The 26,283-nt window shown below is 73.1% G+C and carries 24 protein-coding genes and 1 riboswitch; of the genes, 11 read left to right on the forward strand and 13 right to left on the reverse strand.

The features are described from left to right. Positions 1 to 3: 3 nt before the first annotated feature. Together ACYVPE_RS16965 and ACYVPE_RS16970 are read left to right on the forward strand one after the other, a co-directional pair. Positions 4 to 936 (forward strand): carbohydrate ABC transporter permease, encoded by a 933-nt coding sequence (locus tag ACYVPE_RS16965; RefSeq protein ID WP_461034442.1) that lies wholly within the window; start codon positions 4 to 6, stop codon positions 934 to 936. 50 nt (positions 937 to 986) lie between these two features. Then, entirely contained in the window at positions 987 to 2,282 is a 1,296-nt protein-coding gene (locus ACYVPE_RS16970; protein WP_461034443.1) for an ABC transporter substrate-binding protein, read from the forward strand. 43 nt (positions 2,283 to 2,325) lie between these two features. Here the strand turns inward: ACYVPE_RS16970 and ACYVPE_RS16975 are convergent, their stop codons facing one another. Further along, a complete protein-coding gene (locus ACYVPE_RS16975; protein WP_461034444.1) occupies positions 2,326 to 3,120 on the reverse strand; it encodes an IclR family transcriptional regulator in 795 nt (264 codons plus the stop codon). Positions 3,121 to 3,295: 175 nt separating this feature from the next. On the opposite strand from ACYVPE_RS16975, the gene ACYVPE_RS16980 reads away from it, so the two are divergent. The 6 genes from ACYVPE_RS16980 (at position 3,296) to ACYVPE_RS17005 (ending at position 10,551) form a co-directional block, all read left to right on the forward strand. Continuing rightward, positions 3,296 to 4,408, forward strand: a complete 1,113-nt coding sequence (locus ACYVPE_RS16980) for a LacI family DNA-binding transcriptional regulator (RefSeq protein ID WP_461034445.1) — start codon at positions 3,296 to 3,298, stop codon at positions 4,406 to 4,408. A 208-nt stretch (positions 4,409 to 4,616) separates the two neighbouring features. After that, complete coding sequence (locus ACYVPE_RS16985; protein ID WP_461034446.1) at positions 4,617 to 5,885, forward strand: extracellular solute-binding protein; 1,269 nt, start codon at positions 4,617 to 4,619, stop codon at positions 5,883 to 5,885. 3 nt (positions 5,886 to 5,888) lie between these two features. Then, complete coding sequence (locus tag ACYVPE_RS16990) at positions 5,889 to 6,863, forward strand: carbohydrate ABC transporter permease (RefSeq protein WP_461034447.1); 975 nt, start codon at positions 5,889 to 5,891, stop codon at positions 6,861 to 6,863. A 10-nt stretch (positions 6,864 to 6,873) separates the two neighbouring features. Next, positions 6,874 to 7,731 (forward strand): carbohydrate ABC transporter permease, encoded by an 858-nt coding sequence (locus tag ACYVPE_RS16995; RefSeq protein WP_461034448.1) that lies wholly within the window; start codon positions 6,874 to 6,876, stop codon positions 7,729 to 7,731. A 62-nt stretch (positions 7,732 to 7,793) separates the two neighbouring features. Beyond that, positions 7,794 to 8,993, forward strand: a complete 1,200-nt coding sequence (locus ACYVPE_RS17000; protein WP_461034449.1) for a glycoside hydrolase family 1 protein — start codon at positions 7,794 to 7,796, stop codon at positions 8,991 to 8,993. Positions 8,994 to 9,123: 130 nt separating this feature from the next. Beyond that, the gene (locus ACYVPE_RS17005) at positions 9,124 to 10,551 is read left to right on the forward strand and encodes a glucoamylase family protein (protein ID WP_461034450.1); all 1,428 of its coding nucleotides are present in this window, start codon (positions 9,124 to 9,126) and stop codon (positions 10,549 to 10,551) included. A gap of 82 nt (positions 10,552 to 10,633) precedes the next feature. Here the strand turns inward: ACYVPE_RS17005 and ACYVPE_RS17010 are convergent, their stop codons facing one another. Further along, on the reverse strand, positions 10,634 to 11,959 hold the full coding sequence (locus ACYVPE_RS17010) for an aminotransferase class I/II-fold pyridoxal phosphate-dependent enzyme (protein WP_461034451.1): 1,326 nt from the start codon (positions 11,957 to 11,959) through the stop codon (positions 10,634 to 10,636). 18 nt (positions 11,960 to 11,977) lie between these two features. On the opposite strand from ACYVPE_RS17010, the gene ACYVPE_RS17015 reads away from it, so the two are divergent. Together ACYVPE_RS17015 and ACYVPE_RS17020 are read left to right on the forward strand one after the other, a co-directional pair. Then, entirely contained in the window at positions 11,978 to 12,697 is a 720-nt protein-coding gene (locus ACYVPE_RS17015; protein ID WP_461034452.1) for a pyridoxamine 5'-phosphate oxidase family protein, read from the forward strand. A 135-nt stretch (positions 12,698 to 12,832) separates the two neighbouring features. Next, complete coding sequence (locus ACYVPE_RS17020) at positions 12,833 to 13,555, forward strand: DUF4232 domain-containing protein (protein ID WP_461034453.1); 723 nt, start codon at positions 12,833 to 12,835, stop codon at positions 13,553 to 13,555. A 42-nt stretch (positions 13,556 to 13,597) separates the two neighbouring features. On the opposite strand, the gene ACYVPE_RS17025 is transcribed toward ACYVPE_RS17020, so the two are convergent. Both ACYVPE_RS17025 and ACYVPE_RS17030 read right to left on the reverse strand, forming a co-directional pair. Beyond that, positions 13,598 to 14,446: a CPBP family intramembrane glutamic endopeptidase gene (locus tag ACYVPE_RS17025; RefSeq protein ID WP_461034474.1), complete on the reverse strand. Its 849-nt coding sequence runs from the start codon at positions 14,444 to 14,446 to the stop codon at positions 13,598 to 13,600. A gap of 90 nt (positions 14,447 to 14,536) precedes the next feature. After that, positions 14,537 to 16,030: a glutamate--cysteine ligase gene (locus ACYVPE_RS17030; RefSeq protein ID WP_461034454.1), complete on the reverse strand. Its 1,494-nt coding sequence runs from the start codon at positions 16,028 to 16,030 to the stop codon at positions 14,537 to 14,539. A gap of 270 nt (positions 16,031 to 16,300) precedes the next feature. On the opposite strand from ACYVPE_RS17030, the gene ACYVPE_RS17035 reads away from it, so the two are divergent. Then, positions 16,301 to 16,870, forward strand: coding sequence for a hypothetical protein (locus tag ACYVPE_RS17035; protein ID WP_461034455.1), 570 nt, complete (start codon positions 16,301 to 16,303; stop codon positions 16,868 to 16,870). Positions 16,871 to 16,966: 96 nt separating this feature from the next. On the opposite strand, the gene gcvP is transcribed toward ACYVPE_RS17035, so the two are convergent. From gcvP to ACYVPE_RS17080, 9 genes are all read right to left on the reverse strand, one after another. Further along, the gene (gene gcvP / locus ACYVPE_RS17040; protein WP_461034456.1) at positions 16,967 to 19,864 is read right to left on the reverse strand and encodes an aminomethyl-transferring glycine dehydrogenase; all 2,898 of its coding nucleotides are present in this window, start codon (positions 19,862 to 19,864) and stop codon (positions 16,967 to 16,969) included. Between the two features lie 182 nt (positions 19,865 to 20,046). After that, a riboswitch (glycine riboswitch) is annotated at positions 20,047 to 20,145 on the reverse strand. A 70-nt stretch (positions 20,146 to 20,215) separates the two neighbouring features. Further along, positions 20,216 to 20,545, reverse strand: coding sequence for a PRC-barrel domain-containing protein (locus ACYVPE_RS17045; protein ID WP_461034457.1), 330 nt, complete (start codon positions 20,543 to 20,545; stop codon positions 20,216 to 20,218). A gap of 48 nt (positions 20,546 to 20,593) precedes the next feature. Beyond that, positions 20,594 to 21,958, reverse strand: coding sequence for a DNA polymerase IV (locus ACYVPE_RS17050; RefSeq protein WP_461034458.1), 1,365 nt, complete (start codon positions 21,956 to 21,958; stop codon positions 20,594 to 20,596). A gap of 48 nt (positions 21,959 to 22,006) precedes the next feature. Continuing rightward, positions 22,007 to 22,606 (reverse strand): MerR family transcriptional regulator, encoded by a 600-nt coding sequence (locus ACYVPE_RS17055; protein ID WP_461034459.1) that lies wholly within the window; start codon positions 22,604 to 22,606, stop codon positions 22,007 to 22,009. Between the two features lie 144 nt (positions 22,607 to 22,750). After that, positions 22,751 to 23,221 (reverse strand): bifunctional nuclease family protein, encoded by a 471-nt coding sequence (locus ACYVPE_RS17060; protein WP_132818669.1) that lies wholly within the window; start codon positions 23,219 to 23,221, stop codon positions 22,751 to 22,753. A gap of 76 nt (positions 23,222 to 23,297) precedes the next feature. Next, positions 23,298 to 24,002 (reverse strand): FHA domain-containing protein, encoded by a 705-nt coding sequence (locus ACYVPE_RS17065; RefSeq protein WP_461034460.1) that lies wholly within the window; start codon positions 24,000 to 24,002, stop codon positions 23,298 to 23,300. A 158-nt stretch (positions 24,003 to 24,160) separates the two neighbouring features. Then, positions 24,161 to 24,934 carry a DUF881 domain-containing protein gene (locus tag ACYVPE_RS17070; protein ID WP_461034461.1) on the reverse strand — a complete coding sequence of 258 codons (774 nt, stop codon included), beginning with the start codon at positions 24,932 to 24,934 and terminating at the stop codon, positions 24,161 to 24,163. A gap of 5 nt (positions 24,935 to 24,939) precedes the next feature. Beyond that, positions 24,940 to 25,272, reverse strand: a complete 333-nt coding sequence (locus tag ACYVPE_RS17075; RefSeq protein ID WP_461034462.1) for a small basic family protein — start codon at positions 25,270 to 25,272, stop codon at positions 24,940 to 24,942. A 20-nt stretch (positions 25,273 to 25,292) separates the two neighbouring features. Further along, positions 25,293 to 26,219, reverse strand: coding sequence for a DUF881 domain-containing protein (locus ACYVPE_RS17080; RefSeq protein WP_461034463.1), 927 nt, complete (start codon positions 26,217 to 26,219; stop codon positions 25,293 to 25,295). Between the last annotated feature and the right edge of the window lie 64 nt (positions 26,220 to 26,283).

Here is a 26,283-nt window from a genome sequence, read left to right on the forward strand (position 1 = left end):
ACGATGAGCGCCACACAGACGGCCACCGGCAGCCGGCGGAAGAGCCACCACGGAGGCGCGCCGCCCCCGCCCGGGCGCGGACCCGGGCCTCGGCCGAGGCGCCGCCGTCCCGATCGGGTCCGCTCCGGCGTGGCGGCCTGGACGACGGTGACGGTGTTCGGCCTCTTCGGGATGCTCCCGGTGTACTGGATGCTGGTCACCGCGGTCACCCCCGACAGCCAGGCGTTCCGGTTCCCGCCCCGGCTGTTCCCGACCGACGTCACGCTGGAGCACTTCAGGGCCTTCGCCCGCAACGAACAGCTCTTCCAGTACATGGTCAACAGCGTGATCGTCTCGCTGATCACCGCGGTGCTCAGCGTCCTGGTGTCCGCGTACATGGCGTACTCGTTCTCGAAGTTCCGCTACCGGGGCCGGGTTTCGCTGATGAACCTCGTGCTCGCCTCGCAGATGTTCCCCCAGGCGCTGCTGCTGATCACGCTGTACGCGGTGTTCGCCGAGTTCGGCCTGCTCAACACCTATGCGGCGCTGATCCTCTCCTTCACCACCTTCACCATGCCGCTGTGCGTGTGGATGCTGAAGGGCGTCTTCGACACGGTGCCGGACGCGCTCCTGGAAGCCGCGTCCATGGACGGGGCCTCGCGTTGGCGGACCCTGCACACCATCGTCCTGCCACTGGCCGCGCCCGGCCTGGTCGCGGCGGGTCTTTTCGCCTTCGTCCGCGGCTGGAACGACTTCGTCTTCGCGCTGACGCTGGCCGACGAGGAGACCCAGACCCTGCCGCCCGGCCTGGTGCGCACCTACCTGGGCGAGTTCCAGACGTCCTGGCCCGCGCTCATGGCGGCCTCCCTGATCGTCTCGCTCCCCGTCGTCGTCGCCTTCATGTTCCTGCAGCGCTACCTGGTCGGCGGGCTGACCGCCGGCGCCGTCAAGAGCTGAACCGCCACCCGCGTCCTCGTCGCACCGCGTCACACCAGCAAGGAGCAACCATGCCCACGACCGGGATCAACCGCCGCGCCGCGCTGAGGCTCCTCGGTCTCGGGGCCGCGGCGAGCGTCGGAACCGGCGCCCTCACGTCCTGCGTCCCGAGCGGCGGGGTCACGACCGGCGGCGGCGACACCGCGGCCAGGAACTTCCAGTTCACCTCCTGGTCGCTGAACGAGGAGGCGGCCTCGGCGACCGTCGAGCGGATCGTGCGGGCCTGGGAGACCGACCACGGCGCCACCGTGGACGCCGTCTCCTACCCGTACAACGACTACCTCGCCCAGCTCACGTTGAAGCTGCGCGGCGGCCAGGTGTCGGGCGCGGTGCAACTCGACGTCGCCTGGCTCGGCGCGGTCGCCCCCATGGGCCGGCTGCTCGACGTCTCGGCGGCGGCGGCCCGGGGCGGCTACACCGACGTCGCCCTCGCCAGTGGTCGGCTGGACGGCGTCCAGTACGGGCTGCCGTGGACCACCGGATCGATCGGCCTGATCGGCAACGCCGCGCTGCTCGAGGAGGCGGGCGTGGCCGAACCGCCCTCCACCATCGCCCAGTTCGAGGACGCGCTGCGCGCCGTCAAGGAACTCGACGGCGTCGTCCCCTATGCCGCGGCCACCAAGGTCGCCCAGCTGAAGGACGTCTTCCCCTGGATGCGGACCTTCGGCTGCCCCCTCGTCGCGGACGGCGCCGTCGCCATCGGCGACGACGCGTCGATCGACGCCATCACCTGGTACAAGTCGCTCTACGACGAGGGGCTGATCGCCCCCGACGTCGACCGGTTCGACGCCCGCGCGCTGTTCTCCCAGGGCCGGGTCGCCTTCTACGACGACGCGGTGGTCGGGAAGGGCGCCACGGCGGCGCAGGCCCCGGACCCGGCGCTCGCCGACGCGATGGTCCCGCTGGCCCGGCCCGTGCTGACGGCCGGTGACACCCCCCAGGCGCTGCTGTGGGGCCATGTCATCGTCATCGCCGAGGGGGACGGCTCGGACAGCGCCACCGAGTTCGCGCTGCACGCCACCACCGACCCGGCCACCACGGCGGAGGTCTTCGAGCGGCTCGCCCTGCCCCCGTCCACCGAGCGCGGGCTGGCCGATCCGGTGGTCGCCGACGACACGTTCACCGTCGAATGGACCGAGAGGATCACCGGCACGGCGACCGCCGGGCCGTTCTGGCACTCCCCGAGGAACGCCCAGATCGAGGAGGCCGTCGCGCGTCGGGTACAGGCCGTGCTCGTCGGCCAGTCATCGGCGCGGGACGCCATGCGGGCCGCCGGGGACGAGGCCGCCTCGCTGCTCGACGCCTGAGCGAACCCGCGTCGACGCGCGGCCGACCCGCCGGCCGTCCGGCTCAGTGCAGGTAGCCGAGGCCCGTCGAGACCAGGTCGGCGTACTCGATGGCCCTGCTCGCCAACTCGGCCTGTCGCTCCGGCAGTCCGAGCGCCGACAGCGAACCCGAGACGGACAGCGCCGCCACGATCTCCCCCGACCGGTCCCTGATGGGCGCCGCCAGGCAGGCCCGGCCGAAGGCCAGCTCCTCGACCTCGGTGGCGTACCCCCGCCCGCGCACCTCCTGGAGCGCGGCCAGCAGCCCGTCGATGTCCGTGATGGTGCCGGGCGTGTACGACGGGTAGGCGGTTCCCAGGAGCTCCGCCACGCGTGCCTCAGGGAGGCCCGAGAGCAGCGCCTTGCCCATCGCGGTGGCGTGCAGCGGGGCCTGCCGGCCCATCAGCGTGAAGGATCGCGGCGCCTGGGGCCCCTCGAAGTGACAGAGGTAGAACAGCGCGGCGCCATGGCGCTCGGCGACGTTGGCGCCGAGGCCCGTCTCGTGGGCGAGGTTCTGCGCGACCTGGCGGGCCGCGCGGTGCACGGGCGACTGGTTGAGCGCGACGCCCGCCAGCGAGACCAGCCGGGGGCCGAGCCGGTGCAGCGCGCTGCGCGGATCCCGGGAGAGGTAGCCGAGCGACTCCAGGACGCTGACCAGCCGGGAGACGGTGGACTGGCCGAGCCCGCTGAGCTCGACGAGCTCCGCGATGCGCCGCTCGGGCTGCTCGTCCGTGAAGAACGCCAACAGGGACAACGCCCGTTCGATGCTCTGGGTGCCGGCCACCGCCGAGCCCGCGGAAGCGTTCCCGCGCGCCACCATCGCTCACCCCCGTTCCGAAGGCCTCCAGAAGGGCCATCCACATGCTGGATGCTACATCGGAGACAGGGGGGCCGCTCGGCGCACGACGACAGCGGTCGGGCCCCGGGGTCCGACCGCGGCGCGGGGCGCCGATCTAAGCGCATAACATGGCGCCGGGGCGAGGAAAGGTGGGAGCGTGGCGAAGGCTGCGACGGTGTACGACGTGGCGCAACGGGCAGGGGTGTCCATCGCCACCGTGTCGATGACCTTTCGTCGTCCCCACAAGGTGAAGGCGGAGACCCGGGAGCTCGTCCTGGCCGCCGCCGAGGCACTGAACTACGTGCCGAGCGCGAGCGCGCGCGGGCTGGCACACGGGCGCACCGGGGCGCTTGGCCTGTACTCGTTCGACTACTTCTTCCCCGAGTCGTTCGACGAACCCGCCGCTGTCGAGGAGATCGGCCAGCTGCCGGCGCGGCGGGAGGTCGCCGTGGTCCGCGAGGACCGGGACGAGGACCACCGTCTGTACCCGCTGTACACCGACGAGGTGCAGCGCGGCGTGGAGCTCGCCTGCTGGCGCCGCGGCTACGCCCTGCTCATGGGGGGCGGCAGCCAGGTCGACAGCGCCGCCGCGGTCACCGACATCGTCGGACGCGTCGACGGCCTGGCGGTGTTCCCCCGTACCGTTCCCGACGACGTGCTGGAGCGGATCTCGCAGCGGATACCGGTGGTGGCGCTCTCCGAGGAGCCCCAGCACGAGGGGCTGAGCATCGTCTCGGCCGACAACCGCGGCGGGACGCGCGCGCTCACGGAGCATCTGATCGCCGAGCACCGACTGCGTGACCTGCGGTTCTTCGGCGAGGTGAGCATCTTCGACTTCGAGGAACGCTTCGCGGGCTTCCAGGCGGCCCGTCAAGCCGCCGGGCTCCGGGCGGCGCGCCCGGATCCGGTCAGGCTGGCGGCGGAACGGAAGGACCCGGGGGGCCTCGTCGCCCGGCTGCTGGCGGACGGCGACCTGCCGGAGGCGTTCGTGTGCGTCACCGACCTGGACGCGATCCGGCTGATGGCGGCGCTGGCCGAGCACGGGGTCCGAGTCCCGGAACAGGTCGTCGTGACGGGCTTCGACGGGGTCGTGGCCGGGCGGGTCGTCCGGCCGACGCTGACGACCGTGCGCCAGCCGATGCAGGCGATGGGAAGCGCCGCCGTGGACATCCTGGTGAGCCGGATCACCAGCCCCGAGACGCCGCCGATCGTGCGCCGCCTGCCGGTACAGGTCGTGCTGCGCGAAAGCTGTGGTTGCACGAGGCCCTGAGGTCTCGGCGCTCGGGATCACCCTGCCCCGGACCACGGAGCGGGCTCGGGGACCCATATCCGTAACGTCCCGGGAATCGACCCTTTACAGCCTCGCATCTAAGCGCTTAGAGTCCGTCCACACCCACAGAATCTAAGCGCTTAGATCACCATGGGATCGGGCGTCGCGCTGCCCGCTCGGGCGGCGGTTTGACGAGAGGAGCAGCGTGATGCGGAGACGGGCTTTCGTCGCGGCCGTGTGCGGATCCATCCCGGTGGTGTTGACCGGGTGCGGACGGGGCGGCACCGGCGCCGACTCGTCGGCGTCCACCGGCGCGATCCCGTCGGGTGAGGTCACCGGCACGATACGCGTGTGGGCGCAGGGCACCGAGGCGGAACTCCTGCCGGAGCTGGCCAGGGGCTTCGAGGAGGAGAACCCCGGGGCGACGGTCGAGGTCACCGCCGTGCCCTGGGAGAGCGCGCACGACAAGTACCAGACCGCGATCGCGGGTGGCACGGTGCCGGACATCGGGATGATGGGCACGACCTGGATGCCCGACTTCGCGAGCGCCTTCCAGTCGGTGCCCGACGGGCTCGACACCGGCGACATCTTCCCCAACGTGATGGGGCCGACCGTGGTGAACGGCGCCACGGTGGGCGTGCCGTGGTACGTGGACGTGCGGGTCATCTACTACCGCACCGACCTGGCCGAGCGGGCCGGCTACTCGAGACCGCCGGGGACCTGGGCGGACTTCCAGGAGATGACCCGGGCCCTACAGACCCGCGCCGGCGCGGACTGGGGCATCGCGCTGCTTCCGCGTGGCACCGACTCCTTCCAGGGCGCCCTGCCGTGGGTCTGGTCGGCCGGCGGGTCGCTGATGAACGGCGACGGCACCGCCTGGACGCTGGACACCCCGGCGACGGTCGAGGCGCTCGAGTTCTACCAGAGCTTCTTCGCCGAGGGCATCGCCGACCCCAACATGTCGACCGAGGCGGGAACGGCCGAGTCGGCGTTCGTCGACGGCCGCACCCCGGTGCTCATCGCCGGCGGTTACGAGATGAGCCTGCTCAGGGAGGCCGGCGGCGACGACTTCGACAGCTCGTACGGCGTGATGACGTTCCCGAGGAACCAGAGCGGCACCTCGTTCGTCGGCGGCTCCGACCTGGTCGTCTTCCGCGCCGCCGGGAACAGCGGCCCGGCCTGGAAGCTGATCGAGTACCTGATCCGGCCCGACGTCCAGGCGGAGTGGTACGAGCTCACCGGCGACCTGCCGGCCTCGCAGTCGGCCTGGGACGACTCGCGGCTGACCGGGAACCCGAAGCTCGCGGTGTTCAGGGAACAGATGGACGACGCCATGTCGCCCCCGGCCAACACGGCCTGGACCCAGGTCGGCGCCGCGGGCGACACCCAGCTGGAACGCGTCGTCAGGGGGACAGAGCCCGCCGAGGCGCTGGGCGAACTGCAGCGCGCCGCGGACTCGATAGGCACCGGGGACTGACCGATGGCGCACAGCACGACGCTCCGGCCCCCGACCGGCGGGCGCCGCGCCGGCCGGGGCCCGGGGAAGCGGGGCCGCGGGAGCCGGGGCGGCCGTGGATCGGCCGCGCGGCGCCGGCAGGGACTGGCCGCGTGGTTGTTCGCGCTGCCGTTCATGGTGGTCTTCGGCTTCTTCATGCTGGTCCCGCTCGTCTCCTCGTTCCTGATGTCGTTCACCGACTTCCGCGGCGCGGACGTGCAGACCCCGTTCGCGGTGAACTTCGTCGGTCTCGACCAGTACGCGGAGTTGTTCGGGGACGCGCAGTTCCGCAGGTCGATGCTCAACACCGCGTACGTCGTCGTCGTGGGCATCCCGCTGACCATCGCGGTCGCCCTCGCGCTCGCCGTGGCGCTCGACAGCGGCATCACCCGGTTCCGCACCCTGTTCCGCACGGGCTTCTACACCCCCGTGGTGACCAGCATCGTCGCCGTCGCCGTGGTGTGGCGCTTCGTCCTGCAACCCGACGGGCTGATCAACACGATGCTCGGTTGGGTCGGAATCGCCGGCCCCGACTGGCTGCACAGCACCACCTGGGCGTTGCCGTCGCTGATCGGCATGACGGCGTGGCGGAACATGGGCACCCTCATGGTCATCTTCCTGGCCGGCCTGCAGAACGTTCCGCCGGAGCTCCAGGAGGCGGCCGTCGTGGACGGCGCGGGACCGTGGCAGCGCTTCCGGCAGATCACCCTTCCCCTGCTGCGTCCCACCCTGTTGCTGGGTGCCGTGCTGCTGTCGGTCGCCTACCTGCAGTTCTTCGAGGAGTCGTTCGTCATGACGCAGGGCGGACCGCTGGACTCCACGTTGTCGGTGAGCTACTTCACCTACAACCAGTTCGGCTTCGGCGAGTACGGATACGCCGCGGCCGCCAGCTACGTGCTGTTCACCGTGGTCGCCGCGCTCAGCGTGATCCAGTTCCGACTGCTGCGCTCCAAGGACTGAGGTGCACGACATGCGAACCGACGCCGCTCCCCGCTCCGGAACCGCTGCCGGCTCCCGACGCTTCCGCGCGCTGACCTACCTGGTGCTCGCCCTCGCGCTCGCCGCGACGCTGTTGCCGTTCGTCTGGATGCTGCTTTCGTCCTTCAAGACCCAGGGGGAGCTGCTGCGCGACCCCGGCGGCTGGCTCCCGCAGTCGCCGACGCTGGACAACTACACGGCCTGGCTCGGCGAGCTGGACATCGGCCGCTACTTCCTCAACAGCCTCGTCGTCGCCGTCGTCACCGTGCTGGGCAACCTGGTGTTCTGCTCGATGGTCGGCTACGCGCTGGCCAAGCTCGACTTCCCCGGCAAGCGCCTGCTGTTCGCCATGGTGATGATCATGCTCATGGTTCCCGGGGTGGTCACCTTCGTGCCGCTGTTCGTCATGGTGGCCAAGCTGCGACTGATCGACACCTATCCGGCTCTGATCCTGCCGTACCTGGCCACCCCGCTCGGGGTCTTCCTCATGCGCCAGTTCATGCTCGGCATCCCCGACTCGCTGCTCGAGGCGGCCAGGATCGACGGCGCCGGGCAGGTGCGGACCTTCGCCCGGATCGTGCTGCCGCTGTGCGGTCCGCCGCTGGCGACCCTCACGATCCTGACCGCGCTCAGCTCCTGGAACAACTTCCTGTGGCCGCTGGTCGCGGCCCAGAGTGAGGACAGATACACCCTTCCGGTCGCCCTGGCCCTGTACTCCCAGGGCCAGAACGCCACGGACTACGGCCTGCTGCTCGCCGGAGCCGTCCTGGTCGTCGCGCCCGTGGTGGCCCTGTTCATGTTCCTGCAACGCTTCTTCGTCCAAGGCGTCGCCACCGTCGGCATCAAGTAACAGCCCTGGCCTTCCCACGCCGATCCCGAACCACAGCCCTGTCCCCGCACCAAGGACTCGCCATGCCTCCGAACCAGCCGTCCCTCCCCGCCGACTTCCTGTGGGGCGCCGCCACCGCCGCGCACCAGATCGAGGGCAACAACACCAACAGCGACTGGTGGCACAGGGAACACAGCGGAAGCCCGCACATATCGGCGCCGAGCCTGGACGCCTGCGACAGCTACCACCGGTGGCGCGAGGACATGGACCTGCTGGCCGAGCTGGGCTTCACCGACTATCGCTTCAGCATCGAGTGGGCCCGCATCGAGCCGGCCCCCGGCCACTTCTCACCGGCCGAGCTGGCCCACTACCGCCGCATGGTCGAGGGCGCACTCGAACGCGGGTTGCGCCCGATGGTCACGCTCCACCACTTCACCGTTCCCCGCTGGTTCGAGGAGCGCGGCGGCTGGACCGCCGAGGGCGCCGTCGACCTGTTCGCCCGCTACGCGGCCGCGACCGCGCCGGTCATCGGCAGCGGCGTACGGCACGTGTGCACCATCAACGAGCCCAACATGGTCGCCGTGACGGCGGGAGCCAGGAAGGCCGGCGACATCGCCTGGGGCCCGGCGGGCCTGCCGACACCCGACGAAGCGACCACCGAGGCCGTCATCGCCGCCCACCGAGCCGCCGTGCGGGCCGTGAAGGAGATCAACCCGGAGGTCCGGGTCGGCTGGACCGTCGCCAACCAGAACTACCAGGCCCTGCCGGGCGCCGAGGACGTCGCCGCGGCCTACCGGCACCCGCGCGAGGACGTGTTCCTCGAAGCGGCCCGTGGCGACGACTTCCTCGGCGTCCAGGCGTACACCCGCACCAGGTTCGGCCCCGAAGGGCCGCTCCCCACCGCGGAGGCCGCCGAGCGCACCCTCACCGACTGGGAGTACTACCCGCCGGCCATCGGCGGGGCCCTGCGGCACTCGGCGAAGGTCGTGGGCGACGTCCCGCTCGTCGTCACCGAGAACGGCGTCGCCACCGACGACGACAACCGCCGGATCGCCTACTACACCGGAGCCCTGTCCGAGGTCGCCGCCGCGCTCGACGACGGGCTCGACATCCGTGGCTACTACGCGTGGAGCGCCCTGGACAACTACGAGTGGGGCTCCTACGAACCCACCTTCGGCCTCATCGCGGTCGACCCGGTCACCTTCGAGCGCCGCCCGAAGCCCTCCGCGGCGTGGCTCGGCTCCATCGGCCGCACGCGGGAACTCCCGCGCGTGGGCTCCTGATGCCGCGGGCGTCCCCCGGCACCCCCCGGGGCGCCGGTGCGCCATGACGCCACCGCCCCCGGGGCCCGAGAACAACCGCACAGGCACGGCACCATCCCCACCGTTCGGCCCTCATCGAGGAGTGAGCCCCATGAACCGTCGCCGTCTGCTCACGGCCGCCACAACGGCGGCAGCGGCCGTCTACGCCGCCGGCCCCAGCGCCTCGGCGGCCCCCTCGGGGGCGAACCGTCGCCGCCTCGCCTCCGACTCCCCCACGCTCAGCGCCGTGTTCGCGGCGACGTACCGGTCCATCGAGGCCATGACCACGGACTTCGGCCTGACCGCGGACAAGATCGACGTGAGCCGACCGGGAGTCCCCGCGCCCTCCCGCCAGACGTCACCGACCAACATCGGCTGCGGACTGTGGTCCACCGTGGCCGCGGCCGGTCTCGGCGTGATCTCCCCCGCCACCATGCGCGACCGCCTCAGCCGCACCGTGGCGGCCGTGGAGCGGCTGGAACGCGCCCACGGGTTCTGGTTCAACTGGTACGACGCGCACGACGGTTCACTCCTGACGGCCTGGCCCGAGACGGGCGATCCCCTCCGCCCCTTCCTGTCGAGCGTCGACAACGCCTGGCTGGTCACGGGCCTGCTGATCGCCGCCGACGCGGACGGCGCCCTGCGCCCGCGCGTCGCGGCCCTCCTCGACGGCGCCGACTGGTCGTACTACTACACGCCCTACGACCCGGCCGATCCGGTGGCGGGCCCCGGTCAGCTGCGGGGCGGCTTCTGGCCCGACAGGCCGGGGAAGGGCGAACCCACGGGACACCACTACGGCGCCCTCAACACCGAGCCCCGCATGGCCAGTTACCTCGGGATCGCGGATGGCACCCTGCCCGGTGAGCACTACTGGCACATGTTCCGCACGCTGCTGCCCGGCATGGGCCAGGAACAGGAGCCCGAGGGAGCGTACGTGACGATCGACGGCGTTCGGGTCTGGCAGGGGCACTACACCCATCGCGGCCGCGCCCTCGTCCCGACCTGGGGCGGGTCGATGTTCGAGGCCCTGATGGTGCCGCTGTTCGTCCCCGAGGCCGAATGGTCCCCCCGCTCCTGGGGCACCAACCACCGGCGCTACGTCCGCAGCCAGATCGAGCACGGCCTGATCGAGGAGGAGTACGGCTACTGGGGCTTCTCCCCCGCCAACATCCCGGAAGGCGGCTACCGCGAGTACGGCGTCGACGCGATCGGCATGCAGGAGGACGGCTACCACTCCCTCGGCGTGGTCACCCCGCACGCCTCCTTCCTCGCCCTCCCCTACGCCGAACAGGAGGTGCTCGCCAACCTCCGCGCCCTGGACCGGGACTTCGGCGCGTACGACGACCGCTACGGCTTCCGCGACTCCGTGAACGTGGCCACGGGCCGCGTCAGCGACTTCGTGCTCGCCCTCGACCAGGGCATGATCGCCGCCGCGCTGGCCCAACGCTTGCGGCCGGGGCTCCTGCAACGCCCGTTCCGCACCGGCGGGTTCCGCTCCCAGGTGCGTCCGCTGCTGACCAGGGAGCGCTTCAGCGTCTGACCGGGCCCGGTGGCGCCGGCCGCGCCCACCCGACGCGACAACCGGGCCAGGCACCTGCCCGTGATCGACCCGACCGAGGCCGTCAGTCGTAGCGCCGGACGGCCGGTGGGCGGACGGCCGCGGCGACGGCGGCGGCGAGCGGCTCGACGTCCGCCGCGGCCAGCGGGGAGACCGTGAGCCGCATGCCTGGCGGGGCCGCGATCCGGAACCGGGCGCCGGGCGCCGCGGCCCAACCGGCGCGCAGCAGGCGGGTGATGGCCGCCGTCTCGTCGGGCACCGGCACCCAGACGTTGAGCCCGCTGCGGCCGTGGGCGGCGACCCCGTGCGCGGCGAGGGCCCCTAGCAGCGCGGCCCGGCGCTCATCGTAGCTACGGGCGGTGTCGGCGCCGGCGCCGACCCGCCAGAGCTCGGCCACCGCGTCCTGCAGGAGGTGGCTGACCCAGCCGGGCCCGAGCCGCAGCCGGCCCTGCACCCGGTCGACGGTGACCGGGTCGCCGGTGCAGACGGCGACCCGCAGGTCGGGGCCGAGCGCCTTGGCGCTCGACCGGACCACGGCCCAGCGGCCGCCGCCGCCGACCAGCGGGTGGTACGGCACGCCGACGATGCCGTGCCCGTGGTCGTCCTCGATGACCAGCACGTCGGGGTGTTCGGCAAGCTCGGCCCGCAACTCGGCGGCGCGCGCCGCCGAGACGGCGGCGCCCGTCGGGTTCTGGGCGCGCGAGGTGACGATCAGCGCGCGGGCGCCGTTCCGCAGGGCGCGGCGGACCGATCCGGGCAGCGGCCCCTCGTCGTCCACCGAGACCGGAAGCGGGCGGAGGCCGAGCGGCGCGACGAGGTCGAGCAGGCTGCCCCAGCCCGGGTCCTCGACGGCCACCGCGTCGCCAGGGCGCAGCCAGGCTTCGAGCACCCGCTCGACCGTGTCGAGGGCGCCGGAGGTGACGACCAGGGGGCCGGCCGGGACGCCGTCCGCGTCGAAGGAGGCGCGGGCGGCCGTGGCCAGCTCGGCGGCCATCGGCGGGCCGCCGTAGAGCATGGGCGAGCGGCCGGCGCGCGCCGCGGCGGCGGCGAGGGCCGGGCCGAGCGGCGGCAGCAGGGCCGGGTCCGGGTTGCCCTGGGAGAGGTCGCGGACGCCTGGCGGCACCTCGACGGCGATGGCGTCACGGGGACTGCTGGCGGGGCGGGCCCGCACCCGGGTGCCGCGGCGGCCGGCGGTCTCCACCACCCCGCGGTCCCGCAGGGCGCGGTAGGCGGCGGCCACGGTGTTGGGGTTGACCCCGAGCTGGTCGGCCAACTCGCGCAGCGAGGGCAGCGGTTGGCCGGGCAGCAACGCGCCGTCACGGACTCCGCGTTCGACGCTGGCGAAAATCTCGGCGGCGCGCCGCCCCTCGATCCGATACTCTCCTAGCACAGACACAATTTTGCACTAATGCATTCGGCTTCGCAAGCCGACGAGCAGGGAGGTCCCGTGGCGGCCATCGACAGTTCCTCAGACTCCCCACGGAGCTATCCGCGGACCGAGCGGACCACTCCGACGCGCGCCCGGGAGCGGGTCGGCTACGACCGGGCGCTGGTGCACGGCATCCTCGACGACGGCTACCTGTGCCATCTGGGCTTCGTCAGGGACGGCTCGCCCGTGGTGCTGCCCACCCTCTACGCGCGGCTCGGCGAGCGGCTCTACCTGCACGGCTCCACCGGGTCCCGGGCGGCGCGCACCGCGACCGAGGAGCCGGTCGGCCTCGAGGTCTGCGTGACCGTGACCCACGTGGACGGCCTGGTGCTGGCCAGGTCGGCCTTCCACCACTCCGTCAACTACCGCTCGGTGGTGGTGCACGGCGTCGCCAGGCCGGTCACGGACCCGGCGGAGAAGCGCCGGGCGCTCGACGTGGTCGTGGACCAGGTGCTGCCGGGCCGGGCGGCGGACTGCCGGCCGGCCAGCGCCAGGGAGTCGGCCGCCACGGCCCTGCTCTCGCTCGACCTGTCCGAGGTGTCGGCCAAGGTCCGCACCGGCGGCCCGAAGGACGAGCCGGCGGACCTGGCGCTGCCGCACTGGAGCGGCGTGGTCCCGGTGCGCCCGGGTTACGGGCCGCCCGAGCCGGCGGGCGACGAGCCGACGCCCGACTATCTCGGGCGCCTCGTGGGAGCCTGACCACCCGGACGGGTGGTGTGGCGGCGCCGGCGGGCGGGAACCTGGCTCGTTGCCCGGGCGTCCAAGCCCGCGCGGTGTGTGTTTACCTGCAGAACCCCCCACATCCGGCCGAACTCCCCACATTCGGAGGCGATCGTGGCCATTCGTCCGCTCCGCTCGGCAGCGGTACTCACCCTCAGCATTCTCGCGCTCGCCGCCTGCGGCGGGTCCAACGGCACAGCACAGGACGGCGGTTCGGCCGCCGAGGACTCCCAGGCCGGCGAGCGAGCGCCCGACGGCGGGGAGGCGAACACCCTCCCCGACACCGACCCGGGCACCGATCCCGACCCCGGCGAGGATCCGGGCGCCGATGCCGACGAGCGGGACACCGATCCCGGCGCCGAGGCCGGCTCCACCGACGACCAGGGCTCGACGCGGGCCGACCCGGCCTGGTGCTCGACCGACGCGCTCGCCGCCTCGTTGAACCCGCTGAACGCGGCGGCGGGCCAGCGCTATGCGGCGCTGGTGCTCACCAACACCTCGGAGGCGGCCTGCCGCACCCAGGGCTGGCCCGGCCTCACGCTGGAGTCGGGCGACGGCGCGGCGCTGCCCACCACCACGGTCAGGGACGACTCGCGGGCCCCGGACCAGCTCACCATCGCGCCGGGCGCCAGCGCCTGGGCCCAACTGCACTGGACGGTGGTGGCGGGCGACAACGACGCCGACGACGGCACGTGCGGCCCCGACCCGGCCAGGCTCGAGGTGATCCCGCCCGACCAGGAGGCGGCGACGCCGGCCGACTGGGCGTTCGGCCAGGTCTGCGGCGCCGGCCGGATCGAGGCCCTGCCGCTGGCCGACGGCAGCGGCCCCACGGAGTAGTACCCCGCGGCGTGGCCGGGCCCGGCGGGGCCCGGCCATGCCCTACGCGGTGGGCAGCCAGTCGACCCGGCCGGCGAGGAGCGCGTAGCCCACGAAGGCCACGATGTCGATCAGCGCGTGGGCCACCACGAGCGGCATCACCCGGCCCCACCGCCGGTACAGCCAGACGAAGATCACGCCCATCGCGACGTTGCCGAAGAAGCCGCCGACGCCCTGGTAGAGGTGGTAGGTGCCGCGCAGCACCGAGCTGCCGACCAGCACGGCCGTCGGCGACCAGCCGAGCTGCCCGAGCCGCAGCACCAGGAAGCCCAGCACGATCACCTCCTCGACGACCGCGTTCTGGATCGCGGCGAGGATCAGCACCGGCATCTTCCACCAGACGTCCGGCAGCGACTCGGGGACGACGGTGAGGTTGGCGCCGGCCGCGTGCGCGCCGAGGTAGAGCAGCAGCCCGGTGCCGCCAATGCCGGCCGCCACGACGGCGCCCCAGGCGAGGTCGAAGCGTGGCCGGGTGGCGTCGAAGCCGAGGGCGCGCAGCCCGGGCCCAGGCCGGAGGGCGCCGTCGCCCGCCGGGCCGTGCCCCGCGGGGAGGCCACCGCCCCAGGTGAGGCCCCTTCCCCACGTGAGGAGGTACGCCACCAACAGCACCGGCACCAGCGCGGTGGTGATCCCGAACAGCTGCCAGGCCAGGTCGAGCCAGGGCCGGTCGGGGGCGCGGGAGGAGTTGAGGTTGGCCGCGTGGTCGCCGAGGCCGCCGGGGCGGGTCAGCACCCCGGTGAAGCTGATCAGCGCGCTCACCGCGCTGGCGCCGAGCGAGAGCCCGAGCACCAGCAGCAGTTCGTCGCGAGGCACCCGCCGCGGCGGCCGCTCACCGGCCCCGGTGAGCGGCACGTCGAGCGCCGCCCCTTCGCCGTCCGGCTTCAACGCCACTCCGCCTCCCGTCCGGCGGGATCGGACGCCGGCCGGGCCGCCGACGGCCGGTCAGACGCCGGCCGGCCAGCTGTGCACGGGGGTGTCCGTCCGCGCCAGATCGCAGTATCGCCGGACGAGCTCGCGAAGGGCGGTCGGCCGGTCAGCTCCACTGGCCACCAGTTGGTGGTAGGTCCGAGTCTGCCAGCCCGCCCCGGTGACCCGACGCCGGCACCGCCCCTCGATCACGGAGAGGTAGTGCTCGCGGTCGGGTGCCGCCACGCCGGCGGCCGCCAGGCCCTGGGCGGCGAGCGGCAGCAGCCGCTCGGCTATCAGCCGGTGGGCGGGTAGCCTGGCGATGCCCGTGCCGTCCTCGGCCGGCCAGCCGAACTCGGCGTCGATCCCGTGTCGGCAGGCGGCCTGGAAGTTCTCCTCGGCGACGGCGAACGGCAGCCGCCGCCACACCGGCTCCGGCTGGTCGGCCAGCGCCCGCACCAGCCCGTAGTAGAAGGCGGCGTTGGCGATGGTGTCGGTGACGGTGGGCCCGGTGGACAGCACCCGGTTCTCCACCCGGAGGTGCGGCACGCCGTCGACGACGGCGTAGACCGGCCGGTTCCAGCGGTAGACCGTGCCGTTGTGCAGGGCGAGTTCGCCGAGCGTGGGCACGCCGCCGGCCTCGACCACGGAGAGCGGGTCCTCCTCGTCGCGGAGCGGCAGCAGCGCCGGGTAGTAGCGGACGTTCTCCTCGAACAGCTCGAGCACCGAGTCGATCCAGCGCTCGCCGAACCAGGCGCGCGGGCGCACGCCCTGGGCGGCCATCTCGGGCGGCCGGCTGTCGGTGGCCTGGAGGAAGAGCTGGAGCCTGGACTCCTGCCAGAGCTCGTGGCCGAAAACGAACGGGGAGTTGGCGCCGACCGCGATCTGCGCGGCGGCGGTCACCTGGGCGGCGTTCCAGGTGTCGGCGAACCGGTCGGGGGTGACCTGGAGGTGGAACTGGACGGAGGTGCAGGCGGACTCGGCGGCGATCGAGTCGAAGCTCTGCGAGAGGGTCTCGGTGCCGGTGATGTCGAGGTGGATGGCCTCGCCGCGGGCGGCGAGGATCTGGTCGTTGAGGAGCGTGTAGCGGTCGCCTGGCGACAGGCTGCCTGGCGCCATCTCCTCCGGGGTGATCGTCGGCAGCACCCCGGTGAGCACCAGGCCGGCGCCGAATTCGGCCGCCATTCGGTCCGCGTATCCGATCGCGATGCGCAGTTCTTCGGCCAGATCGTCGAAGACCCGGCCGAACAGGCGCCGCGGTGGCATATTGAGTTCTATAGTGAATTGACCTAGCTCCGACTGGAAATCCCGGGTGGCCATTCGGGCGAGCACTTCGTCGTTCACCATTCGCGGCGAGCCGCCGGAATCCGCCATGGACAGTTCGACCTCGAGGCCGATCAGATCGCGCGGTCCGTCGAAGCGCTCCTCGCGCAGCAGCCTCTCCAGCGCCGTCAGGCAGTCGTGCAGCCGGGCGCGGTACTCCTGACGGGCCGCCAGATCGAAGCGATCGGCCACGAACTTCTCCCCCATGGGGGTACCTCCTCCGTCGAGCGGTGCCCCGATCCTGCCCAGCGTGGCAGGTGGGAGAACCCGGTCCCACGGCGGCCGGGGCCGCGGGCCCGGCATATTCCTGCGGAATATTCACTGCCCGAACACATCGGGCGGCGTCCGGATTTCTCCTTGCCGAAACACGTGGGGGCAGCTAGTCGAAACATGGGGTGAACACGCAGGGTATAAAATTCGCAGTGGCGTGTCTCCCATTCCAGAGGCCACCTACTCCAAAGCGAGAGGCGACCCATCATGCCCCTGCGTATCCCCTCGGCCCCGGCTTTGGCCGAACAAACTGTCGTCGCCGCACTGCGCGAGGACACCCCGCGGAAACCGCGTCCAGCGCACCTCGCCGGGGGGACCCCCCGCCCGGTGCTTCCGCTCCCCCTGCACCGGCTGGCGCCGGTCACCTCGCTCGCCGAGCCGCCGCGGGCCAGGCTGACGGGCTGGCGCTTCCTGCTCGAGGCCGACGGCCGGGCGGTGGGCGCCGCCGAGACCGCGCTCACGGCGGACGGCTGGGTGTTCTCCCACTTCCTGGCGGGGCCGTTCATCGCCTCGACCGAACGGGGCGTCGGGTTGGCCGAATCCCTGCCGACGCCGTACCAGCCCCGGCTGCTCTCGATCCCCGAGTTGTACATGCTCACGCTGTGGCTGCACGCCGATCTGGACGCGGACCCGACCACGGGAGACCCGCTCCCCGACGACCTGTTGGTGCCGCTCGCGCCGGCGCCGCCCGGCATCGCGGCCGACCGGCCGATGCGCACCGACGCGCTGCTGCCGCTGGTGACCAGCCGGGTGGCGCCGCTCGGCCTGGCCAGTTAGGGGCCGGGCCTCACGTCCCGGCCGCATGCCGGGCACGCACGACGGCGCCCGGGGTGGTGGCGATCCACCACCCCGGGCGCCGGAACGCGCGGCGGCTCAGCCCGCGTAGTCGGCCACCGGCGGGCAGGAGCAGACCAGGTTCCGGTCGCCGAAGGCGCCGTCGATGCGGCGCACGGGCGGCCAGTACTTGTCCTGCCGCTCGCCGTCGGCCGGGAACGCCGCCTCGGCCCGGGTGTAGGGGTGCGGCCAGTCACCGGTCAACTGCTCGGCGGTGTGCGGGGCGTTGCGCAGCGGATTGTCGCCCTTCGGCCACTCACCCGTGCCGACCCGGTCGATCTCGGCGCGGATGGCGATCATCGCCTCGCAGAACCGGTCGAGTTCCGCCAGGTCCTCGCTCTCGGTGGGCTCGATCATCAGCGTGCCCGCGACGGGGAACGACATGGTCGGCGCGTGGAAGCCGTGGTCGATCAGCCGCTTGGCGATGTCGTCGACGGTCACGCCGGTCGCCTTGGTCAGCGGCCGGACGTCGATGATGCACTCGTGCGCCACCAGACCGCCCGGGCCCGTGTAGAGCACCGGGTAGTGCGGCTCCAGGCGCTTGGCGACGTAGTTCGCGCCGAGTACGGCGACCTGGGTGGCGCGGCGTAGCCCGTCGGCGCCCATCAGCCGCAGGTAGGCCCAGGAGATCGGCAGGATACCGGCCGATCCCCAGGGCGCGGCCGCGATCGGGCCGATGCCGCCGCCCTCGGGGCCGGCGGCCGGCTGCAGCGGGTGGCCGGGCAGGTAGGGCGCCAGGTGGGAGCGGACGGCGACCGGGCCGACGCCTGGGCCGCCGCCGCCGTGCGGGATGCAGAAGGTCTTGTGCAGGTTCAGGTGCGAGACGTCGGCGCCGAAGTGCCCGGGCCTGGCGAGCCCGACCAGCGCGTTGAGGTTGGCGCCGTCCACGTAGACCTGGCCGCCGGCCTCGTGCACCGCGGCGCAGATGGCGGCGATGTCCTCCTCGAACACGCCGTGCGTGGAGGGGTAGGTGACCATCAGGACGGCCAACTCGTCGCGGTGCCGGTCGATCTTGGCGCGCAGGTCGGCCGCGTCCACGTCGCCGTTCTCGCCGGTGGCGACGACCACCACGCGCATGCCGGCCATCACGGCGCTGGCCGCGTTGGTGCCGTGCGCCGAGGAGGGGATCAGGCAGACGGTGCGCCCGGGCTCGCCGTTGGCGCGGTGGTAGGCGCGGACCGCGAGCAGCCCGGCGAGCTCGCCCTGCGAGCCCGCGTTGGGCTGCAGCGAGACCCGGTCGTAGCCGGTGATCTCGGCCAGCCGGTCCTCGAGTTCGCGGATCAGGGTGAGGAAGCCCTCGGCCTGCTCGACGGGCGCGAAGGGGTGAAGACCGGCGAACTCCGGCCAGGTGACCGGCTCCATCTCGGCCGTGGCGTTGAGCTTCATGGTGCACGAGCCCAGCGGGATCATGCCGCGGTCGAGGGCGTAGTCGCGGTCGGCCAGCCGCCGCAGGTAACGCAGCAACGAGGTCTCGGAGCGGTGCCGGTGGAAGACCGGGTGGGTGAGGTACTCGTCGTCGCGGAGCAGCGCGGCGGGCAGCGCGTCCGGGGTCACGGCGTCCAGCTCCGCGATCCGCCCGGCGTCCGCGTCGACGCCGAAGGCGCCCCAGACGGCGGCCAGTTGGGCCCGCGTCGTGGTCTCGTCGCAGGAGATGCCGAGGTGGTCGGCGTCGGTCTCGCGCAGGTTGATCCCGGCCGCGCGGGCGGCCGCGGCGATCTCGGCCGCCCGGCCGGGCACCCGGGCGGTGACGGTGTCGAAGAACGCGTCGTGGACGGTCTCGACGCCGCCCGCGCGCAGCCCGGCGGCCAGCAGCGCGGCGTAGCGGTGGGTGCGGCGGGCGATGGCGGCCAGCCCGTCGGGGCCGTGGTGGACGGCGTACATGCCGGCCATCACGGCCAACAGCACCTGGGCGGTGCAGATGTTGCTGGTGGCCTTCTCCCGGCGGATGTGCTGCTCCCTGGTCTGGAGCGCCAGCCGGTAGGCGGGCCGGCCGTCGGCGTCCCTGGAGACGCCGACCAGCCGGCCGGGCAGGCTGCGGGCGTAGGCGTCGCGGACGGACATGTAGCCCGCGTGCGGCCCGCCGAAGCCCATCGGGACGCCGAAGCGCTGGCTGGAGCCGACGGCGATGTCGGCGCCCAGCTCGCCGGGCGAGGTGAGCAGGGTGAGGGCGAGCAGGTCGGCGGCGACGGCGACCACCGCGCCGAGCTCGTGCGCCCGCTCGATGACCGCCCGGTGGTCGCGCACCGCGCCGGAGGCGCCCGGGTACTGGAGCAGCACGCCGAAGACGCCGCGCTCGGCCACCTCGGCCGGCACCCCGGCGTCGAGGTCGGCGACGACGACCTCGACGCCCGTCGGCTCGGCCCTGGTGCGCACGACCTCGATGGTCTGCGGCAGACAGTCGGCGTCGACCAGGAAGACGCCGTCCCGCACCTTGCCGACCCGGCGGGCCAGGGCCATCGCCTCGGCGGCCGCGGTGCCCTCGTCGAGGAGCGAGGCGCCGGCGGTGGGCAGCCCGGTGAGGTCGGCGACGACGGTCTGGAAGTTGAGCAGCGCCTCCAGGCGCCCCTGCGAGATCTCCGGCTGGTAGGGCGTGTAGGCCGTGTACCAGGCCGGGTTCTCCATGACGTTGCGGAGGATGACCGGCGGCGTGAAGGTGCCGTGGTAGCCGAGGCCGATCATCGAGTGCGCCACCTGGTTGCGCCCGGCGAGCGCGCGGAGCTCGGCGAGGACCTCGGCCTCGCTCGCCGCGTCCGGCAGGCGCAGCGCCTCGGCGCTGCGGATCGCCTCGGGGACGGCGGCGGCGGTGAGTTCGTCGAGCGAGCCGTAGCCGACCTGGGCCAGCATCTTGGCCTGGGCGGCGGCGTCCGGGCCGATGTGCCGGGCGGCGAACGGGGTACCACGCTCGAGCTCGGTGAGCGGGGTGCGGGAGACGGTCATGGGTGGAGGCTCCTCCTGGTCGCGGCGACCTCGGGGGTTCGGGCGGCACTGCCCGACCGGCCTCCCCCTCTGTCATCCGGTCTGTCGCCCGGACCTGAGAGCTTCACCGCGGCGCCCGGGGGGCCACGGCTTGCACCGTCGGTGAGGGTGGCCGTGCGGCGCACCCTGCTTTCCAGAGTGGTCTCACTCGCGCGGTACGTGGGCCTGAGAGATTCCGGGGAGGATTTGCTCCTTCGGCGCTCGCCGCCCGACGGGCGGCGGGACTCTCCCGCGCGGGATCGTCAACCGTCTTCGAGCCTACCAGCGGACTTCCCACCCCGAACGTCCCGTGCGTGCTCCCGGACGCCGTCGCTAGCCGCCGTCCTCCTGGGGGACGTCGAGGCCGTAGTGGTGGTACAGCTGCAACTCCTGTTCGGGCGACAGGTGGCGGCCGACGCCGAAGTCCGGCGCGTCCCGGATCAGCGAGCGCTCGAAGGGCACCCGCAGGGCGTCCTCCACCAGTTCGCTCGGCTCCAGCGGGACGAACGCGTCACGGCTGAACAGGCCGGTCCGCACCGCCGCCCACTCCGGGGTGCCGGTCGCGTCGTCGAGGTACACCTCGTCCACGGTGCCGATCTTGGTGCCGTCGCGGTCGAACGCCTTGCGGCCGATCAGGCTACGCGGGTCGATGTCGGTCTGCACGCTTCCTCCCACTGCTCGCCGCCCGTCACGAAGAGGCGGTGCCACCTCCTACGAAAGAGCACAATCCGGCGGTCGGCCAGTCGAGCACGGAGCGTCGGGGACCAGCGGGAGGGGCGCCGAGTGGGTCAGCTCGGGGTCGTCGAGGAGGAAGGTCCTGGCGCGTCCTGGCGGGGATCCGGGCTGTTCGAAGCGGACGGTGACGCGGCCGACGCCGCTGCCCTGGATCCAGCCGGGCCCGTAGTGGCGGTGGGACACGTCGAGGCCGGGCAGCCAGCGACGCTCGGGCGCGGCCTCGGCGCCGGCCGCCGCCGGGGGCGCGGCGGGCGGCGGCTCGGGCGGGACGGCCTGGGCGAACAGGTCCTCCTGGGTGAAGTCGGCGAGACCGCTGACGCCGACGCCGAGCAGCCGGACGCCCGCCGTGGTGTCCACGCCCTCCAGCAGCCGCCCGGCGGCCTCGGCGATCACCGCCGGGTCGTCCGTGGGACCGCGCAGCGTCTCGGAGCGGGTCAGGGTGGTGAAGTCGTACCGCCTGACCTTCAGCACCACGGTGCGGCCCGAGCGGCCGGCGGAGCGCAGCCGCTCGACGCAGCGGTCGGCGAGCCTGGCGACCTCGAACCTGACCCTGGCCCGGTCGGTGACGTCGGTGTCGAAGGTGTCCTCGACGGAGATCGACTTGGCGTCCCGGTCGGGCACCACCGCGCGGTCGTCGAGGCCGAGCGCCATCGCGTACACCGCGTGGCCGTGCGCCCTGCCGAGCAGCCGCAGCAGTTCGTCCTCGCCGGCCTCGGCGGCCTCCCCCACGGTGCTCAGCCCGGCCCGGCGCAGCGTCTCGGCGGTGGCCGGGCCGACCCCGGGCAGGGTGCGCACCGGCATCGGGGCGAGCAGCGCGCGCTCGGTGCCGGGCTGGATCAGGGTGAGCCCGTCCGGCTTGGCCTGCTCGGAGGCGATCTTGGCGAGCATCTTGGAGCCGGCGAGCCCCACGGAGCCGGTCAGCGCGGTGGCGGCCAGGATCCGGGCGCGCAGCTCCTCGCCGACCCGGCGCGCGGCCTCGGCCGAGGTGGGCGGCCGCGGGCCGGCGGCGAGGTCGACGAACGCCTCGTCGAGGCTGAGCGGCTCGACCAGCGGCGAGAGCTGGGCGAGCAGGGCCATCACCCGCTCGCTGATCTCCCGGTAGACGGCGAAGCGCGGCACCAGGAACGCCGCGTGCGGCGACAGCCGGCGGGCCTGGCCCATCGGCATCGCCGAGTGCACCCCGAAGCGCCTGGCCTCGTAGGAGGCGGTGGCGACGACGCCGCGCGGGCCCAGGCCGCCCACGATCACCGGCTTGCCCCGCAGGCTCGGCTTGGCCGCCTGCTCCACCGAAGCGTAGAAGGCGTCCATGTCGAGGTGCAGGATGCTCGGCTGGCCTCTCACAGCTCCGATGGTGCCGCAGGGCACCGACAGTGGCCCCGCGAACCCGCCTCAGCCGCGGCCGCGGCGCCTGGCGAGCTCGTCCCCCGGGTGCTCGGCCGGCACCGCCTCGCCGGTGTCGACCCGCTCGGCCTGGAGCTGCGCGAGGGCGCTCTCCACGTCCGCCCAGACGGCGCCGACCGCGATCCCGAAGACGCCACGGCCACCGCGCAGCAGCTCCGCCAGGTCGTCGGGCGACGCGCAGCGGTAGACGGCCGCGCCGTCGCTCATCAGGGTCGTCTCGGCCAGCTCGGCGAGATCGGCGGCGCGCAGCGCCTGGGCCGCGGTCCTGATGCTCTGCAGCGACACCCCGGCGTCCAGCAGGCGCTTGACGATCTTGAGGACGAGGACGTCCCGGAAGCTGTAGAGCCGCTGACTGCCCGAGCCGTGCGCCGGGCGCACGCTGGGCGGGACCAGGCCGGTGCGGGCCCAGTAGTCGAGCTGGCGGTAGGTGATCCCCGCCGCCGCGCAGGCGCTGGGGCCGCGATATCCGAGCTCCTCGACCCCGGCCCGCCCCTGCGGGGCCACCGATTGCCGCAGCCCCGGCCTCGGCGGCGCCCCCGGGAGGGCGGACACCCCACCCACCGCTCTGGTGTCGCCGTTACCTGTCACGCCGGCCTCCGTTCCGCATGCCCCGACTGTGCCTTCGTCGCTCACCGGCTGTCACGATGAGCACGCACACAGCGCTCCTCCCAAGACATGCCCCATCGAAGCTAGGCATCCACCCGCAACGCGTCAACGATCGCCACGCGCCCCCTACTGGCTGGTGCCGAAGTCCTCCGGAGAGATCTGGTCGAGGAACTCGCGGAACCTCTCCACCTCGTCCTCCTGCTCGTCCGGGATGATGATCCCCGCGTCGTCGAGCACGGCATCACTGCCATAGATCGGTGTTCCGACGCGCAGCGCGAGGGCTATCGCGTCGGATGGACGAGCACTGACCTCAACCCCGCTGGCGAACACGAGCTCGGCATAGAAAACCCCGTCGCGCAGATCGGTGATCCGCACCGCGCTGAGCTCCTGCCCCACCGCCTCGAGCACGTTCTTGAAGAGGTCGTGCGTCAGCGGCCGAGCAGGGGTCATGCCCTGCTGGGCGAACGCGATGGCGGTCGCCTCTCCCGGTCCGATCCAGATCGGGAGATAGCGATCACCGCCGACTTCACGGAGAAGCACGATGGGCTGGTTGTTGGGCATTTCCACCCGCACGCCCACGACGTCGAGCTGATTCACACAGCAACCCTAGGCCGTGCCCGGGGCATTTGGATAGTCGAGCACCACCAAGCGGCCGGCACGCGACCCTCGCCGGTCAGAATCCGTGCCTTCCAACGAAGAAAACCAGCCGGTACTTGCCGATCTGCACCTCGTCACCGTTGGTGAGCACCACGGAGTCGATGGGCTCGCGGTTCACGTAGGTGCCGTTGAGGCTGCCGACGTCACTGGCCGTGAACCCGCCGTCGGGGGTGCGGCGGAACTCCACGTGCCGCCGGGAGACCGTGACGTCGTCCAGGAAGATGTCGCTCTGCGGGTGACGGCCGGCGGTGGTCAGGTCGCCGTCCAGCAGGAAGCGGCTGCCCGAGTTGGGCCCGCGGCGGACGATCAGCAGGGCGGAGCCGACGGGCAGGGCGTCGACGGCGGCCTGGGCCTCGGCCGAGAGCGCGGGCGCCGGGTGCTGGCCGGTGATCTCCGCCTCGTAGGCCTCGAGCCCGGAGATGGAGATCGTGGAGGTGGTCTCGGATGAGCCCTCGAGGCCGACGCGCAGCGCGTTGCCGCAGTTGGAGCAGAACCGGCTGGTGGCGGGGTTGCGGTGGCCGCAGCGGCCACAGGGCGAACCGCCGGCGGCCGGCTGGGAGCCTATGCCGCCCGCCCCGCCGACCTCGTCACGGAACAACGGGCGCCCCTGGTCCGCACCGGACGCCGACGCTGGCGTGTCGCCATGCTGGCGGGCGCGGGGGCGTGCGGCACTGTGACTGCCGCTCTTACGCCTGCCGAACAAACGAGCGAAAAAACTCACCAGCGATCCCCTCGCGCGTAGCCCGCCCCATCGGTGGACGGGGCGGTCCATTTTCTATCACCGGCCGCTCATGACGTCGTGACAACGTCCACGGCCTCCGTCCAGTTTCCCTCACCGAGCGCCACACGGAGCCGCCGCCCCCCTGACGCCGCCTCAGGTCACGATGACGACTGAGCGTAGTCAGGCTGCTCGGCCGATCGCAAGGCGTCGACCAGCACGGTCTCCGGGCGGTCCATGGTGACGCCGACCCCCTCGTTCTCCAGGGACTGCACCACTCCCCCGGGAATGTTGAGCGCCGGTTCCAGGTCCTGCGGGCGGCCTATGGCCGAGACCAGGTACGGCGCCCCGACCGGCTGACCGTCGATGCGCACCCCGCCGTTCTGGTCCACGAAGGAGGTGTCGGCCACGATCCGCACATCGTTGATCTGGATCGCCTCGGCGCCGGCGGCGCGCAGTTCCTGCACCGCGTCGAGCAGCATATCCGCCTCCACCGCCCCTCGCGGATCGCTGACGCGCAGCGTGATCCCCAGGCCCTCGGCGGCCACCGTACCGGCCAGGACGCCCAGCTGGCGCTCCCTCTCCCGGGTCTGCCTGCGGGCCTCCTCGGCCTGGTCGGAGCTGGTCTCCAGGTCGGTGCGCTGCTCCTCGAGCCTCGCCCGCTCCTCCTCCAGGCGCGCGGTCCTGTCGTCCAGGTCGCTGAGGATCCTGACCAGGTCCTCGGGGCGGGCGTTGCGCAGCGCCGTCTCCTCGCTGCTCGCGGCCCGCACCTGGATCGCGAGACCGAGGCCGAGGGCGAACAGCAGCGCGGCGGCGAGCAGCTGGCTGCGGGTCACCCGGGGCGGCCAGAGCGCGTCGAGCAGGGCCCTTGGCCCGGCCGGCTCGGGGACGTCGGGTGTGGTGTCGGCCGGCGGCCGCGGCGTTCCCTCGGTCATCGGCGTCACGCCCGGAAGACGTGGCGGCGGATGGCGGCCGCGTTGGAGAAGATCCGGATCCCGAGGACCACCACCACGCCGGTGGAGAGCTGGGCGCCCACGCCCAGCTTGTCCCCGAGGAAGACGATCAGCGCGGCCACCGTGACGTTGGAGAGGAAGGACACCACGAAGACCTTGTCGTCGAACACCCCGTCGAGCATCGCGCGGACCCCGCCGAAGACCGCGTCGAGCGCGGCGACCACGGCGATCGGCAGATACGGCTCGACGCCGGTGGGCACCACGGGTCGGGTGAGTATTCCGGCCACGACTCCCAGGACGAGCCCCAGAACGGCGATCACTACGGGTTACCTTCTCCTGTTTACTCGGTCGCGGGCTCGGCCGCGCCCACGGGGCTGGCCGAACGTATGGTCAGGCTCGGCGCGGCGGGCAGCCGCAGCTGGTCGCCGACCTCGGTGCTGAAGCCGATGCCGTGGTCGTCGGCGAGGAGCTGGAGGTAGCGGCCCTCGGGAGTGGCGGCGAAGGCGGCGGCCAGCTCCTCGCCCCCGCCGACCACCCGCAGCGTGTAGGGCGGGACGAGGGGCCGGTTGTCGACCAGCACCGCGTCCCCGGCGGCGCGGATCGCGGAGAGCGCGGTCAGCCGCTGGTCGTTGACGGAGATCGCCTCGGCGCCGGCCCCCCAGAGGCCGTTGACGATCCGTTGCAGGTCCCGGTCGCGCACCCGGCCGCTCTCCCCGAAGCCGCCGTCCCTCGGGCTGCCGGGGGCCGCCTGCCCGGTGCCCTCGGCGTCGTCGACGGTGAGCACGAGGCCGGGGCCCGACACGGCGGTGGCGCCGGCGAGCAGGGCCACCAGGTCGGCCCGGGCGGCGTGGTCGTCGGGGAGCGCGGCCCGCTGTCGGGCCGCCACGTCGGCGCGCAGCGCGTCGACGGTGCCCTGGAGCCGGTCGAGGTCGTCGGTGCCGGCCTCGACCCGCTCCAGCAGTTCCTCGCGCTCCCTGGCGACCGTGGGGGCGGCGTCCCTGGCGTGCGCGGCGCCCAGGGTGACCACCAGGGCGGCCAGCGCGAGACCGGCGGCCAGCCAGATCCTGGCGCGCGCGCCGGCCGGCAGCCCGGCCCGGCCGGCCGCGCGCCGCCTGGCGGCCGCCTGGGCGTACCCCTCGTCGAGCGAGTGGTCCATGACGGTGGTCAACAACGACATGGAGGCGTCGGGGCGCGCCCCTCGGCGACCTCGTCCGGGAGACGCCCCCGGCCGGCGCGGGCCCGGCTCCTGGGATGGCATGGCGGGCATGATTGCACGCCATGCCCGCGAAGATCGAAACGGGCCCGGGGATCGGCCCACCCGCCCCGGCCGG

This window comes from Streptomyces mayteni, assembly GCF_054783955.1.